Source organism: Candidatus Frankia nodulisporulans (assembly GCF_902806475.1).
Classification (GTDB): Bacteria; Actinomycetota; Actinomycetes; order Frankiales; family Frankiaceae; genus Frankia; species Frankia umida.
Genome location: NZ_CADCWS010000030.1, coordinates 1 through 14,464, shown reverse-complemented (window position 1 = coordinate 14,464; position 14,464 = coordinate 1). Strand labels below are relative to the sequence as shown.

At 70.1% G+C, this 14,464-nt stretch carries 14 protein-coding genes; 9 read left to right on the top strand and 5 right to left on the bottom strand.

What is annotated here, in order from left to right; all coding sequences use genetic code 11:
- The first annotated feature begins 32 nt into the window (after nt 1-32).
- On the top strand, nt 33-935 hold the full coding sequence (locus G6R24_RS05370) for an IclR family transcriptional regulator (RefSeq protein WP_163548060.1): 903 nt from the start codon (nt 33-35) through the stop codon (nt 933-935).
- 24 nt (nt 936-959) lie between these two features.
- Here the strand turns inward: G6R24_RS05370 and G6R24_RS05365 are convergent, their stop codons facing one another.
- Nucleotides 960-1,574 (bottom strand): TetR/AcrR family transcriptional regulator, encoded by a 615-nt coding sequence (locus G6R24_RS05365; RefSeq protein ID WP_225438146.1) that lies wholly within the window; start codon nt 1,572-1,574, stop codon nt 960-962.
- Nucleotides 1,575-1,799: 225 nt separating this feature from the next.
- Here G6R24_RS05365 and G6R24_RS05360 point away from each other — a divergent pair, with 225 nt between their 5' ends.
- Genes G6R24_RS05360 through G6R24_RS05350 form a run of 3 tightly spaced genes read left to right on the top strand, consistent with a single transcriptional unit; the run spans nt 1,800 to nt 4,839 of the window.
- Complete coding sequence (locus G6R24_RS05360) at nt 1,800-2,999, top strand: acyl-CoA dehydrogenase family protein (protein WP_163548059.1); 1,200 nt, start codon at nt 1,800-1,802, stop codon at nt 2,997-2,999.
- Entirely contained in the window at nt 2,996-4,045 is a 1,050-nt protein-coding gene (locus tag G6R24_RS05355) for a phosphotransferase family protein (protein WP_163548058.1), read from the top strand. Before G6R24_RS05360 ends, G6R24_RS05355 begins: the two co-directional genes overlap by 4 nt.
- A complete protein-coding gene (locus G6R24_RS05350; RefSeq protein WP_163548057.1) occupies nt 4,042-4,839 on the top strand; it encodes an SDR family NAD(P)-dependent oxidoreductase in 798 nt (265 codons plus the stop codon). Before G6R24_RS05355 ends, G6R24_RS05350 begins: the two co-directional genes overlap by 4 nt.
- A gap of 82 nt (nt 4,840-4,921) precedes the next feature.
- Here G6R24_RS05350 and G6R24_RS05345 read toward each other — a convergent pair whose 3' ends face one another.
- On the bottom strand, nt 4,922-6,106 hold the full coding sequence (locus G6R24_RS05345; protein ID WP_163548056.1) for a thiolase family protein: 1,185 nt from the start codon (nt 6,104-6,106) through the stop codon (nt 4,922-4,924).
- A gap of 55 nt (nt 6,107-6,161) precedes the next feature.
- A complete protein-coding gene (gene fabG / locus G6R24_RS05340; protein WP_163548055.1) occupies nt 6,162-6,920 on the bottom strand; it encodes a 3-oxoacyl-ACP reductase FabG in 759 nt (252 codons plus the stop codon).
- Nucleotides 6,921-7,296: 376 nt separating this feature from the next.
- On the opposite strand from fabG, the gene G6R24_RS05335 reads away from it, so the two are divergent.
- Nucleotides 7,297-8,526: an acetyl-CoA C-acetyltransferase gene (locus tag G6R24_RS05335; RefSeq protein ID WP_163548054.1), complete on the top strand. Its 1,230-nt coding sequence runs from the start codon at nt 7,297-7,299 to the stop codon at nt 8,524-8,526.
- Nucleotides 8,527-8,903: 377 nt separating this feature from the next.
- Nucleotides 8,904-9,689, top strand: coding sequence for a class I SAM-dependent DNA methyltransferase (locus tag G6R24_RS05330; RefSeq protein WP_163548053.1), 786 nt, complete (start codon nt 8,904-8,906; stop codon nt 9,687-9,689).
- A gap of 294 nt (nt 9,690-9,983) precedes the next feature.
- Here G6R24_RS05330 and G6R24_RS05325 read toward each other — a convergent pair whose 3' ends face one another.
- Nucleotides 9,984-10,502: a MaoC family dehydratase gene (locus G6R24_RS05325; RefSeq protein WP_163548052.1), complete on the bottom strand. Its 519-nt coding sequence runs from the start codon at nt 10,500-10,502 to the stop codon at nt 9,984-9,986.
- Nucleotides 10,503-10,597: 95 nt separating this feature from the next.
- A complete protein-coding gene (locus G6R24_RS05320) occupies nt 10,598-11,797 on the bottom strand; it encodes an acyl-CoA dehydrogenase family protein (RefSeq protein WP_163548051.1) in 1,200 nt (399 codons plus the stop codon).
- A 562-nt stretch (nt 11,798-12,359) separates the two neighbouring features.
- Between G6R24_RS05320 and G6R24_RS05315 the strand changes: the two genes are divergently transcribed.
- The 3 genes from G6R24_RS05315 to G6R24_RS05305 form a co-directional block, all read left to right on the top strand.
- On the top strand, nt 12,360-13,511 hold the full coding sequence (locus tag G6R24_RS05315; RefSeq protein ID WP_163548050.1) for an acyl-CoA dehydrogenase family protein: 1,152 nt from the start codon (nt 12,360-12,362) through the stop codon (nt 13,509-13,511).
- 41 nt (nt 13,512-13,552) lie between these two features.
- Nucleotides 13,553-14,044, top strand: coding sequence for an FAS1-like dehydratase domain-containing protein (locus G6R24_RS05310; RefSeq protein ID WP_163548049.1), 492 nt, complete (start codon nt 13,553-13,555; stop codon nt 14,042-14,044).
- Nucleotides 14,041-14,464, top strand: a 424-nt coding sequence (locus G6R24_RS05305) for a MaoC family dehydratase (RefSeq protein WP_163548048.1), incomplete at its 3' end; no start/stop codon positions are given. The genes G6R24_RS05310 and G6R24_RS05305, both read left to right, overlap by 4 nt.

Genomic DNA, 14,464 nt, shown 5'->3' with positions numbered 1-14,464 from the left:
GTTACGCTCCGCGCCATCCCCTGGGGATGAACATGCCGATCAACCCATCCCCGGCCGTCCTGCGGGCCGGTCAGCTGCTGTGGCTCATGGCGCGGCACCCCTCCGAGTCCTATTCGGTCTCGGAGTTGGCCAGGGCCGTGGACATCCCCCGGGCCACCTGCGACTCCATTCTGCAGGCGCTGGCCGAGCATGGCCTCGTGGTCCGCCGCGAGCCTGGGCTGCGCTACGAGCTGGGTGCGTTCTGCATCGCGCTGGGTGATGTGACCCGGGTGAGCAACCCGACGCTGAGCGCCGCGAGCCGGGAAGCGGAGGAGCTGGCCCAGAAGCTCGGCGCCTGCGTGGCCGTGTCGGCCCGGGCCGGGACGCAGACCCGGGTGATGTCGGTGTCCGACTGGGGTCCGCCGCTGGGCATGCGGCCCCGGCCCGGCCAGTCGATGCCGCTGGTGCCGCCGTTCGGCGCGGTGCTGGTCGCCTGGAGTGAGGCCGACTCCGCCGCCTGGCTCGCCCGAGCCGACGACGCCGTGGCGAGCGGCCAGACGCGGGCCTGGGAACAGGCCCTGCAGACCATCCGGGCCCGTGGCTACAGCATCACGGTCGCCCGCGGCAACATCCCCGACTTCGCGACCGCCTTCTCGCTGATGGAGTCCGCGCCCGACATGGGGGCCGCCCGCCGCCAGCAGGAGGAACTCGTCGACCTGATGCAGCACACCGAGTACCTGGTCCTGGTCCCCGAGCTGGACGACGGGGTGAGCGTGCGGATGACCCAGGTCTCCGCGCCCGTGCTCGACGTCGCCGGCCGGGTCGTCGCCGCCCTGATGCTGCTCGGCCCGAACTACGACCTCACCAGTCGCGAGATGCACGCGCTTGGCCGCCAGGTCGCCGAGGCCGCCCAGCGCGCCAGCAAGGCCGCCAGCGGCGGGGCGACGAGCAGCTGACCCGGCAGGGCGCCTCACCTCGCATCAGTGCGCGCCGACCAGACGCAGCGCGAACTGGCCGTACTGCCAGACCACCGCGTCCTCGTCCGGTGAGGTCTCCTCCCGGAACCACACGGCCACCCCCATCCCCAGGTCAAGGATGGCGTAGGAGGCCAACTGCGCGGAGGTCACGTCGAAGCGGCCGGCCTGGATGCCCGTATCGATCAGATCCCGGAAACAGCGCTCGTAGTCGGCCCGCAGTGCCAACACCCGGGCCCGTCCCGGCGCGACGAGGCTGCGGATCTCCCGGTTGCCGACGAACGCCTCCCGCCGGTGCCGCGCGTGATAGCGCACATGCGCCTCGGTGGCCCGGCGCAGCCGTTCGACCGGATCATCCTGCGCGGTACCGGCCAGGCCGGCCAGCGCCGACCGGTGCGCCGCCAGCAGTTCCTCCATCGTCCGCGTCATGATCTGGGCCAGGATGTCCTGCTTGGACGCCACATGCCGGTACAGGCTGGGCCCGCGTACCCCGACCGCGGTACCGATGTCCGCCATCGTGGTCGCCTCATAGCCAAGGCGGGTGAAAAGATCGAGAGCGGCGGCCAGGATCTCCCCGGAACGCGCCGAGCCGGTCCGTCCCACTCCTCGATCACCTCCCACCGTCGGACATCGCGCACCGCCGCCGCGCGTCGAACCTCTGCGGCTAACAGCCGATAGCTCGTGCTGCTTGTCGGAATGCCCTGATGGTAGCGGGGATCAGTTGCGAGCTACGAAAGCCGCTTCTAGGATTTGGCTAACGACCGTTAGCTGCCCGTCCCGGGCACGGCCTGTCCGGGACAGCTGTTCACCCGCACCTGCCTGCAACGCCGCTCCGGTGGAGATCCGATGACCATTGACCTCGCCCCCGAGCCGCTCGTCGCGGACCTGGCCCAGCGCACCGCCGCGTTCGTCCGCGACGTGGTGCTGCCGCTGGAGGCCCGCGACGGCGTCGTCGCCCCGACGCCCGAGCGGCGCCGCGAACTGCAGGACGCCGCCCGCGCGGCCGGGGTGTTCGCCCCGCATGTCAGCGCCGAGTACGGCGGTCACGGCCTGGACATGCGCGGTCGCGCCACCGTGTTCGAGGAGGCCGGCTACGCGCTGCTCGGCCCGCTCGCGCTGAACATCGCCGCGCCCGACGAGGGCAACATGCACATGCTCGAGATCGTCGCGACCGACGAGCAGAAGGAGCGGTACCTGCGGCCACTGGCCACCGGGGAGATCCGCTCCTGCTTCGCGATGACAGAACCCGCCCCCGGTGCCGGCTCCGACCCGCGGGCGCTGCTCACCCGGGCGGAGCGGATCGACGGCGGCTGGCGGATCAACGGCCGCAAGTGGTTCATCACCGGTGCGGACGGCGCGGGCTTCACGATCTGCATGGCGCGCACCTCCGGTGAGCCCGGGGTCGCCACCGGCGGCGCGACGATGTTCCTGGTCGACGCCGACAACCCCGGTATGAAGATCATTCGCCATATCGAGACGCTGGACGAGACGCTGTTCGGCGGCCACTGCGAGCTGGTCTTCGACAACTGCGAGGTGCCCGACTCCGCCGTCCTCGGCGAGGTGGACGAGGGCTTCCGCTACGCCCAGGTGCGCCTGGGTCCCGCCCGGATGACGCACTGCATGCGCTGGTTGGGCATCGCCAAGCACGCCCGCGACATCGCCGTGCGCCGGGCGAACGAGCGGGAGATGTTCGGCTCGCGGCTGGTCGAGCTCGGCATGATCCAACAGATGATCGCCGACAACGAGATCGACATCGCCGCCTCCCGTGGGCTGATCAACCAGGCCTGTTGGGAGCTCGACCAGGGCCGCTCCGGCGCCCAGTCGACCGCGATCGCCAAGACGTTCTGCGCCGAGGCGATCTACCGGGTCGTCGACCGCTCGCTGCAGATCTGTGGCGCGCTCGGTGTCTCCGGCGACATCCCGCTCAGCCGCTTCCTGCGCGAGGTCCGGCCGTTCCGCATCTACGACGGTCCGTCCGAGACCCATCGCTGGGCGATCGCCCGCCGCGTCGCCCGCCACGCCGCCACGTCTGGTGCCGGTCGGTGAGCGGCGCCGTCGAGGGACTTGATCTGCCCGCGCTCGAGGCGTATTTCGCCGAGCGGGTCGAGGGCTTCACCGGGCCGCTGTCGGCGAGGCTGCTCTCGGGCGGCCGGTCCAACCTGACCTACCTGCTCACCGCGGGCGAGTACCGCTGGGTGCTGCGCCGCCCGCCGCTCGGCGGGCTCACCCCGTCCGCCCACGACATGCTGCGGGAGTACCGGATCGTCTCGGCGCTCGCCGACAGCGGCGTGCCGATGGCCCGGGCGGTGGCGTCCAGCGACGCGACCGGGCCACTCGGCGTGCAGTTCGCGGTCGTCGAGTTCGTCGACGGTTCGGTGATCCGCACCGAGGAGGAGCTCGCCGCGCTCGACCAGGCCCAGGTGGACGCCTGCGCGTTCGCGCTCGTCGACGTGCTCGCCCGGCTGCACGCCGTCGATCCCGCCGCGGTGGGCCTGGGCGACTTCGGCCGCCCGCAGGGGTATCTCACCCGCCAGGTCCGCCGGTGGTACGACCAGTGGCAGCGGGTCCGCACCGCCGAGCTGCCCGATGTGGACGCGCTGCACGCCCGGCTCGCCGAGCTCTGCCCGGTCGAGTCCGGCGCGTCGATCGTGCACGGCGACTTCCGCATCGACAACGTCATCCTCGATCCGGCCGACCCGACCGACATCCGCGCCGTCGTCGACTGGGAGATGGCCGCCCTCGGTGACCCGCTCGCGGACCTCGGTCTGCACCTGGCCTACGCCGATCCGGCGTTCGCCCCGGTACTCGCCGGCTCCGCCGCCGCCACCAGCCCGCGGATGCCCGCCGCCGACGCCCTGATCGACCGGTACGTCGCCGCGACCGGCCGCAGCCTCGGCGCGTTCTCCTTCTACCTCGGCCTGGCCTACTTCAAGATCGCGGTGATCGCGGAGGGCATTCACGCCCGTCACCTGCAGGGCCTCACCCGCGGCGAAGGCTTCGACCGGGTCGGTGAGGCCACCGCCCCGCTCGCCGCCGCCGGCCTGCAGGCCCTGGCGGACCGTACCTACGACGGAAAGGCGGTCCCGGCATGAGCGGTGACAGCCCCGCCACCGGAGTCGGCGGCGTGCTCGATCTGTTTCGGCTCGACGGCCGGGTCGCCGTCGTCACCGGCGCGAGCTCCGGGCTCGGCGCCCGGTTCGCCCGGATTCTCGCCGAGGCCGGCGCCGACGTGGTGCTGGCGGCCCGCCGCGCCGACCGGCTGCGCGAGGTCGCGGCCACGGTCGCCGAGGCCACCGGACGGCGCACCCTCGCCGTCGAGACCGACATCGCCGACCCCGATGCCTGCACGGCCCTCGCCGACGCGGCCTTCGCCGAGTTCGGCCGGATCGACATCCTGATCAACAACGCCGGCATCGGCACCGCCGTCCCCGCCTCGCGGGAGAAGCCCGAGGAGTTCCGCCGGGTCATCGACATCAACCTCAACGGCGCCTACTGGGCCGCCCAGGCCTGTGCCCGGCACATGCGCCCCGGCTCGTCGATCATCAACATCGCGAGCGTGCTGGGCCTGGTCAAGTCGTACACCCCGCAGGCCGCCTACAGCGCGAGCAAGTCCGGTCTGATCGGCCTCACCCGCGACTTGGCGCAGCAGTGGTCCGACCGCAAGGGCATCCGCGTCAACGCGATCGCCCCCGGCTACTTCGAGACCGAACTGACCGCGGATGTCCCCCGCGACACCCTGACCGCGTTCATCGCCAACACCGGCATCCTGCGCCGGATCGGCGAGTCCCACGAACTCGACGCCGCCGTGATCTTCCTCGCGGCACCCGGCTCGTCCTACGTCACCGGCATCACGCTGGCCGTCGACGGCGGCATGTCCTGCCACTGACCGCGCGGCTCGTCCCACTGACCGCGCGGCCTGTCGAGCCGGTCGGGCGCGGTCAGTGGAACGGGGTCTCAGCCGGACGGGATCAGAGACGTTCGATCAGGGACGCGGTGCCCAGGCCGCCGCCGCAGCACATGGTGATCAGGCCGTAGCGACCGCCGGTGCGCTCGAGCTCGTGCAGGGCACGGGTCAGCAGGATGCCACCGGACGCGCCGAGCGGATGGCCGAAGGGGATGGCGCCCCCGTTGGGGTTGACCTTGTCCAGGTCGGCGCCGAGCTCCTTGCGCCAGGCCAGCACGACCGACGCGAACGCCTCGTTGACCTCGAACACGTCGATGTCGTCGATGGTCAGACCAGTCTCGGCGAGCAGCTTGCGGGTGGACGGGATCGGCCCGGTGAGCATCGTCACCGGGTCACAGCCGACCAGCACCGAGTGGACCAGCCGGGCGCGGGCGGGCAGGCCGAGTTGCTGCGCGCGGTCGGCGCTGGTGAGCAGGATCGCCGAGGCGCCGTCGGCGAACTGGGACGACGTGCCCGCGGTGTGCCGGCTGCCGCCGGGACGGTCGGGCATGTTCGTCCTCAGCTTGGCCAGACCCTCGAGGGTGGTGGGCCGCAGCGCCTCGTCCATGGTGAACGGCTTGTGGCCGACGACGGTGCCCTCGTCGTCGGTGACCGGCGCCGAGACGGGGACGATCTGACCGGTGAAACGTCCTTCGGCGACGGCGACGGCCGCGCGCCGCTGGGCGAGCAGCGCGTAGGCATCGAGATCGTCACGGGTGATGTTCCACTGCTCGGCGATGCGCTCCGCGCCCTCGAACTGGGTGGTCACCTCGTAGTGTTCGCGGAACCGCTCGCCCCGCCCGGTGCCGAAGGGCACGTCGACACTGGCGTTGATCGGCACCTGGTTCATCGACTCGATACCGCCGACGACCGCGATGTCGATCAGTCCCGAGCCGACCAGCGCGTGCGCCAGCGTGGTCGCCTGGTGCGACGACCCGCACTGGGCCTGCACGGTGGAACCGCCGACCTCCAGTGGCAGGCCGGCACCGAGCCAGGCGTTACGGGCGATGTTCGCCGCCTGCTGGCCGACCTGGCTGACGCAACCGACGACGAGCTGCCCGACGAGCGCCGGGTCGAGGCCGGTGCGGTCGATCAGCCCGCGAAGCACATCCCCGAGCAGATCCGGTGCCTGGACGTCCTTGAGCGAACCCTTGCGCTTGCCGATCGCCGACCGGCAGGCATCCACGACCACGACCTCGGTGCCCGTCATCACTCCACCTCGTTAGCTGCTGCGGTGTTGGCCGCTGTGGTGTTGGCCGGACGGGTCAGTTGCGCGGGCCGCCGGCGACGTAGATGACCTGGCCGGAGACGTACCCGGCACCCTCGCTGACCAGGAACGACACGGTGTGCGCGATGTCGTCGGGGACACCGACGCGGGCGACCGGGATCGACTTGGCCCGCTCGATCTTGTACTCGTCCCAGTCCTTGCCGAGGCGCTCGGCGGTCGCCTTCGTCATCTCGGACGCGATGAAGCCGGGGGCGACCGAGTTGGCGGTGACGCCGAACTTGCCCAGTTCGAGCGCGATCGTCTTGGTGAAGCCCTGGATGCCAGCCTTGGCGGCGGCGTAGTTCGCCTGGCCGCGGTTGCCCAGCGCCGACGTGCTGGACAGGTTCACGATCCGGCCGTACTTGGCCTCGACCATGTACTTCTGCACCTCACGGGTCATCAGGAACGCGCCACGCAGGTGGACGGCGAGTACCAGGTCCCACTCGGCCTCGGGCATCTTGAAGATGAGGTTGTCGCGGGTGATGCCGGCGTTGTTCACCAGCACGGTGGGCGGGCCGAGCTCGCTGGCCACCCGGGCGACGACGGCGCTGACCTGCGCGGCGTCACTGATGTCCGCGACGGCGGCCAGTGCCTGGCCACCCTCGGCGACGATGCTGTCGGCCACTTCCTTGGCGCCGGCCTCGTCCAGGTCAAGCAGGGCGACGGCGAAGCCGTCGGTGGCGAGCCGGCGGGCCGTGGCAGCGCCAAGCCCCCGGGCCGCCCCGGTCACGATCGCGACACGTCGTGTTTCGCTCATCAGCATCTCCTAGTTCACGGTGGGCATGCCATCCAGGTCAGCTGCCAGCTCCGACGGTGCCAGGTCTGGCGGCCACAGGGCGGCCGAAGCCGGGGAGCGTGTGCCGGGGTGCCCAGGTGCGCGGGCCAGACCAACGGGTCGGACACGGCGGCGAGGTCACCGGCGCAAGAGCCTACTTTGCCGCCGTGGACGGCGCCAGAAATGCCGATCACCCCACAACAGGCCCATGATCAGGACGTTTACGGGAATGATCAGAGCGTTCCTGCGATTCGGGAATGTGTGTCCCGGCCGAGTTATCGTGCTGTTCGCAACCGGCCCAGGACGAGACGTTCGAGGGTCGTCCCCCGGGATGGCGTAGGTGCAGACAGGAGTTCTCATGCGTGACGCGGTGATCTGCGAGCCGGTCCGGACCGCGGTCGGGCGCTACGGCGGTGTCTTCAAGGGGCTGACCGCCCACGAGCTCGGCGCCACCGTCCTGCGTGGCCTGCTCGAGCGCACGGGGCTGGGTTCCGCGGACATCGACGACGTCCTGTTCGGATCCTGCTACCCGACTATGGAGGCTCCGGCGCTCGGCCGGGTCGTCGCCCTCGACGCGGGCCTGGACATCACCGTCCCCGGGCTGCAGCTCGACCGGCGCTGCGGGTCGGGCGTGCAGGCCGTCGCGTTCGCCGCGATGCAGGTGCAGACCGGTGTGGCCGACGTCGTGCTCGCCGGCGGTGCGGAGAGCATGAGCAACGCCGCGTTCTACTCCACCGACCTGCGCTGGGGTCCGAACTCGGGCAACCTCACCCTGCACGACGCCCTCGCCCGCGGTCGCACGACCGCCGGCGGCGTGAACCACCCCGTCCCCGGCGGCATGATCGAGACCGCGGAGAACCTGCGCCGCGAGTACAGCATCTCCCGCGCCGAGCAGGACGAGTTCTCGCTGCGCTCACACCAGCGCGCCGTCGCGGCCCAGGCCGAGGGCCGGTTCAAGGACGAGATCATCCCGGTGACGGTGAAGAGCCGCAAGGCCACCGCCGTCATCGACACCGACGAGCACCCGCGGGCCGACTCCAGCATGGAGACCCTCGGCCGGCTGCGTCCCATCATGGGCCGCGAGGACGCCGAGTCCACCGTCACCGCCGGCAACTCCAGCGGCCAGAACGACGGCGCCTCGGTCTGCGTCGTCACCCACCCCGAGGCCGCCGAGCGGCTCGGCCTGCGTCCGCTGGCCCGCCTGGTCAGCTGGGCCGTCGCCGGCGTCGAACCGTCGCGGATGGGTATCGGCCCGGTCCCCGCGACCGCGAAGGCGCTCGACCGCGCCGGCCTGAAGCTCTCCGACATCGACCTGATCGAACTCAACGAGGCGTTCGCCGCGCAGGTCCTCGCCTGCACCCGCGAGTGGGGCTTCCCCGCCGGCGACTGGTCCGCCGCCGACTGGGACCGCTTCAACGTCAACGGTTCCGGCATCTCCCTCGGCCACCCCGTCGCCGCCACCGGCGGTCGCATCCTGGCCACCCTGCTCCACGAGATGCACCGCCGCGAGGTCCGCTACGGCCTCGAGACCCTCTGCATCGGCGGCGGCCAGGGCATCACCGCCATCTACGAGCGCATCGCCTCCTGACCCACCCGCGCCACCGGCCGGGGCTTCGGCCCCGGCCGTGGTGTTCTCCGCGGAACCGTCCGCGGGTCGTGGACAGGCCCCGCCCGGCGTGAGATTCACGCTCCGTGACCTTTGCGGCCAGCGTTTTGTCCCTTTCATCCGCTGGATGGATGGGGTTGTTCCTACACGGGTCGCCGTGGGGGTATTCCTGTCCGATTTGCCCCCACAAGGCTACCGTGATCGTTCTGCGTGCTCGCTGGCGGCGATGTTCTTGGTGGGCCCGGTGCGGAGGGTGACGTTGTTGCCGGGGTGTCGGGCGGCGCGCTGGATCCTGGCGGTTCTCGGTGGTCGCGAAACTGAGGTGCGATCGCACCGTGACTCCTGATAAAAGATCTGCCATGGTTCACATTGATCAGGATGACGGTTTTCTCGATCCGGCGGTTTACGGCGACACGATCGCCGAGGCCTACGACGGTTTTTACTCGAGCCCGGACCAGACGGTGGGTGCGCCCGGAACCGGTGCCACCGCCGCCGACTTCCTGTATGCCAGGGCCGGCGCCGGGCCCGTGCTGGAACTCGGCGTCGGGACCGGACGGGTCGCCCTGCCACTTGCCGCCCAGGGCGTGAAAGTGATCGGGATCGACGCCTCGCCGCGGATGCTGGCCAGGCTGCGGGAAAAACCCGGCGGGTCCGACCTCGACCTGAAGCTCGGTGACTTCACCGAGCTGGACTTTCCTGCCGCGTCCCTTTCCCTGGTCTACGTCGTGTTCAACACGTTCTTCATGCTCGCCGACCAGGATGCCCAGGTGCGTTGCTTTACCTCGGTGGCGTCCGCGCTACGGCCCGGCGGATTGTTCGTGCTGGAGGCATTTGTTCCCGATCTCGCCCGTTACGACCATGGCCGGTGTGTGCAGGTCGAGCGGCTGGAGGGGGAGTCCACGCAGTTGAGCGCGGCGGTCCATGACCCGGTGGCCCAGCGGATCCGTCACCGGCGGATCGTCCTGGGGCCGGACGGGGTGCGGACCTACCCGGCTGATCTACGGTACGTCTGGCCGAGTGAGCTGGATCTGATGGGCCGGATCGCCGGGCTGGAGCTGGCCGAACGGTGGGCGGGCTGGGCCGGCGAACCGTTCACCGCCACGAGCGGCTACCACGTCTCGGTCTGGCGCAAGCCGTCGGCGTGATCGTCCGACCTCGCTGCCGAGCAGGGTGGCTGGGAGCCGGCTGGGCCGCATCGGGGCTCAGGCCGTGGCACCGACGGCTCGGTGGTCATGCCGAGGGTTATGAGCCGTGATGCCGAGGGTTGTTCGGGAATTCAGGGGCTACAGGCCGAACAACCCTCGGCATCAGAAACGAGAACGACGTTCCCGAGGTTCTGTACCGCGGTCGGAGATCAGGAGCGGGCCTGATCTCCGGGAAACGACCAGGGACGCGGCTGCCGGTGTGGAACCGCCGCGACCTGGGGTCGGGGCTTGGGGTCAGGACTTGGGCTTGGGGGCGACGGGCTCGGGGCGGCCGGGCTGCTCGCCGCCGCGGGCCTCACCGTAGGCGCGCTTGGGGACCATGACCTTGCGGCGGTAGATGCAGACCAGGGTGCCGTCCTGGTTGTGGCCGCGGGTCTCGACGGTGACGATGCCGCGGTCGTCCTTGGACTTCGACTCGACCTTGTCCAGGACGGTCGACTCGCCGTAGATCGTGTCGCCGTGGAAGACCGGTGCGACGTGGCGCAGGGACTCGACCTCGAGGTTCGCGATCGCCTTGCCGGAGACGTCGGCGACGGACATCCCGAGCAGCAGCGAGTAGACGTAGTTGCCGACGACCACGTTCCGCTTGAACTGGGTGGTCTTCTCGGCGTAGTTCAGGTCGAGGTGCAGCGGGTGGTGGTTCATCGTGATCAGGCAGAACAGGTGGTCGTCGTACTCGGTGACCGTCTTGCCTGGCCAGTGCTTGTAGACGGCGCCGACCTCGAACTCCTCGTAGTACCGGCCGAACTGCATGGGTCGCCTCGATCTCGTGATGATGGGGTCGTGGTCAGTGGCGATACGGCGACTCGCCGGCCGACGTGGCGTCCGTCGGCCGGCGAGCGGGGGCGTCAGCCGTTGAGGCGGTAGTCCTTGAGCAGGGCGCGGCTGATGATGCGCTTCTGCACCTCGGACGTGCCCTCGCCGATGAGCATGAACGGGGCCTCGCGGTAGAGGCGCTCGATCTCGTACTCCTTGGAGTAGCCGTAGCCGCCGTGGATGCGGAACGACTCGGTGGTCACCTCGAAGCAGTACTCGCTGGCCAGGTACTTCGCCATGCCGGCCTCGACATCGTTGCGCTGGCCCGAGTCCTTCTTGCGGGCGGCGCTGACCATCATCAGGTGGCCGGCCTCGACCTTGGTGGCCATCTCGGCGAGCTTGAAGGCGATGGCCTGGTGGTCGGCGATCTGGCGGCCGAAGGTGTGCCGCTGCTGGGCGTAGGCGATCCCGAGCTCGAAGGCGCGGATCATGATGCCGCAGGCGCGGGCGGCGACGTTGACCCGTCCGACCTCGACGCCGTCCATCATCTGGTAGAAGCCGCGCCCGGCCTTCTCGGCGCCGCCGAGGATCGACGAGGCGGGCACGCGGTGGCCGTCGAGGATCATCTCGGTGGTCTCGACGCCCTTGTAGCCGAGCTTCTCGAGCTTGCCGGGGATGGAGAGGCCGTTGGAGGTGCCGAAGCCCGGCTCCTTCTCCAACAGGAACGTGGTCATGTTCTTGTAGACCGAGTCGGAACCCTCGTCGGTCTTCACCAGGGTGGCGACCACACTGGAGCGGGCCCCGTTGGTCAGCCACATCTTCTGGCCGTTGATGACGTAGTCGTCGCCGTCACGGGTCGCGCGGGTGGTGATCGCGGCGACGTCGGAGCCGCAGCCGGGCTCGCTCATCGAGAACGCGCCGCGGACGTCCCCGGTGGCCATCTTCGGCAGCAGCCGGGCCTTCTGTTCCTCGCTGCCGTGCTGCGCGACGAGGTAGGCGACGATGAAGTGGGTGTTGATCACACCGGAGACGCTCATCCAGCCGCGGGCGATCTCCTCGACCACCAGGGCGTAGGTGAGCAGTGACTCGCCGAGGCCGCCGTACTCCTCGGGGATCATGATGCCGAACAGCCCCATGTCCTTCATCGCGTTGATGATCTCTTCGGGGTACTCGTCCTTGCGCTCGAGGTCACCCGCGTTCGGCAGGATCTCCTTGTCCACGAAGGTGCGCACGGCCGCCAGGATGTCGGCCTGGATGTCGGTGAGCCCGTCGGTCTGCGCGATCCTGCCCATGTCCAGCTCCTCGTCGTCTGTCGCGGGGCGCCACCTCGGGCGGCGGTGGTGCGGGGGCGGCGGTGGTGCGGTGTGGCGGTGCTGCGGCCGGGGTCGTCCCTCGGTCGTCCCCGCCCTGACCGTAAGGGAACCGGGGGTGCGCACGCCCGGCGTTGTGACCGCCGACGGACAGGACGCTGTCACGCCCGGCCACGCGTGCCCGCGGGCGAGTGCCACGGGCGGGCGCCGCCGCGCTCCCGGAGCGGGACAACAGCGAGCTTATTAACATGGTGCACCCGATCCAGGCAACACGCCTCGAAGCCGGGTTTCCCGGCCGGCGAGAACGCCTTCGGCCGCCGTGCCGCGGCACACATCCCGGGCTGGTCCGGTGTGGGAGCGATCGGTTGCGGCCGGGCGGTGGCACCCCTACCATTTGAAGCGTTTTTCACTATGTCTGTTGCGGATCATGTCTGTTGCGGGATCGAACCGTCGCGGGGGAGTCCTCGACCGTGGCGCGCAGCGGCGGTGCCCATAACGCCATAACAGCAGAAATACTGATCTGGATTCGGGTGGTGACGGTCGGGTGAGCAGCGAGATCATCGACGAGGTCGTAGCCTCGGTACGCCGTTTTGTGCGCGAAGAGGTTGTACCCGCCGAGACGGAGATCGAGGAGAAGGACTCGATTCCGGACCGCATTCGTGTGGCGGCCGCGGACATGGGTCTTTTTGGTTTCGCCATTCCGGAGATCTACGGCGGCCTCGGCCTTTCCATGAGTGAGGAGGCGCGGCTGGTATTCGAACTCGGTTACACCACGCCGTCCTTCCGCTCGATGTTCGGGACGAACAACGGAATCGCCGGCCACGTCCTGCTCGAAGGCGCCACCGAGGAGCAGAAGAAGGCATATCTGCCGAAGATCGCCTCGGGTGAGTGGGTGGCGTCCTTCGCGCTGACCGAGGAAGGCGCGGGTTCAGACCCGGCCGGCCTTGCCACCACGGCCCGGCGCGACGGTGACGGCTGGGTCATCAACGGTTCGAAGCGTTACATCACCAACGCGCCGAACGCCGATGTCTTCATGGTCTTCGCCCGTTCCGAGGAGGGCTCGTCGGGCGGCCGGGGCATCAGCACGTTCATGGTGGAGCGCGGCACCCCCGGGCTGCGGGTGGCGCCGAAGGACCCGAAGATGGGGCAGGCCGGGGCCTGGACCGCGGACGTCTACTTCGACGACCTGCGGGTCAGCGCCGACACCCTGATCGGCGGCCCGGCCGGTGAGGGCCGCGGCTACGCCACGGCGATGAAGTGCCTGGCCCACGGGCGCATCCACATCGCCGCGCTGTGCGTGGGTATGTCGCAGCGTCTGGTGGACGAGTCGGTGGCCTACGCCTCCCAGCGGGTGCAGGGTGGCAAGGTGATCGGCGAGCACCAGCTCATCCAGGGTCTGCTGGCGGACTCGGTGACCGACCTGCACGCGTCCCGGGCGCTGGTGAAGGAGGTCGCCGCCGCGTTCGACGACGGCAGCGACCGGCGGATCGGCCCGTCCACGGCGAAGTACTTCGCCTCGGAGGCGGTGGGTCGGATCGCCGACCGCGCCGTGCAGATCCATGGTGGTAGCGGGTACATGCGTGGCGTGCCGGTGGAGCGTTTCTACCGGGACGCCCGACTGTTCCGCATCTACGAGGGCACGAGCCAGATCCAGCAGCTGGTGATCGCACGCAACGTGCTGCGCGACGCCCGCTGAACCAGCGCTTCTCAGTCGATTTCGATGGATGTGGGTGTGCGGTGAGCACTTATACCTTCCCGGTGGAGGCGGGCGCGGTCCTGCTGTTCTCCCGGGCCGTCGGCTATCCGGACTCCGCCTATGGCGACGGGACGGCCGGCGCTCCGCCGACCTTCACGCAGTCCGGTGCCCAGTTCGACCCGGAGTTCCATCTGCGCCCGAAGTACGGCGAACCGTGGCGCGGCTCCGGCCGCACCCCGTCGGGCGTGCCCACCCCGGCGACATCCGGTGGTGGCAGCCTGCATGCCGAGCAGAGCTACGAGTACCACCGCCCGGTCCGGGTCGGTGATGTTCTCACCGCCGTCCAGATTCCCGGTAAGGAGTGGGAGAAGGCCGGGCGGCGCGGTGGTTCGCTGACGTTCCGGGAGACCATCACCGAGTTCCGGGACGCGGCCGGCGAGCTGGTGGTGACGGCACGTTCCGTCGTCGTCATCCCGTCGAAGGTCGTCGAGTCCCCGGCCGAGGGCGGCGCGACGGCGGGGGTGGCGCAGTGAGCCCGCGCACGGCCGCCGCCGCTGACATCGCTGTCGGCGACACCGTCGAGACGGTGCTGACCGAGGATCTCGCCCGAACCCGGCTGGTCATGTACGCCGGGGCCTCCGGCGACTACAACCCGTTGCACACCGACGACGTGTACGCCCGGGAAGCCGCCGGCTACCCCGGTGTGTTCGCCCACGGCATGCTCACCATGGGGATGACCGGCAAGGCCGTCACCGACTTCATCGGCGACGGTGAGCTGCTGCGCTACGGCGTGCGCTTTCGCAGCCAGGTCTGGCCCGGTGACCGGCTCGTCGCCACCCTGACGGTGACCGGCATCACCGAGTCGGACGGCCGTCGGATCGTCGACCTGGACGTCGTCACCGTCAACGGCGACGGCGTCCAGGTCATCAGCGGCACCGCCGCCGCCGCGCTGC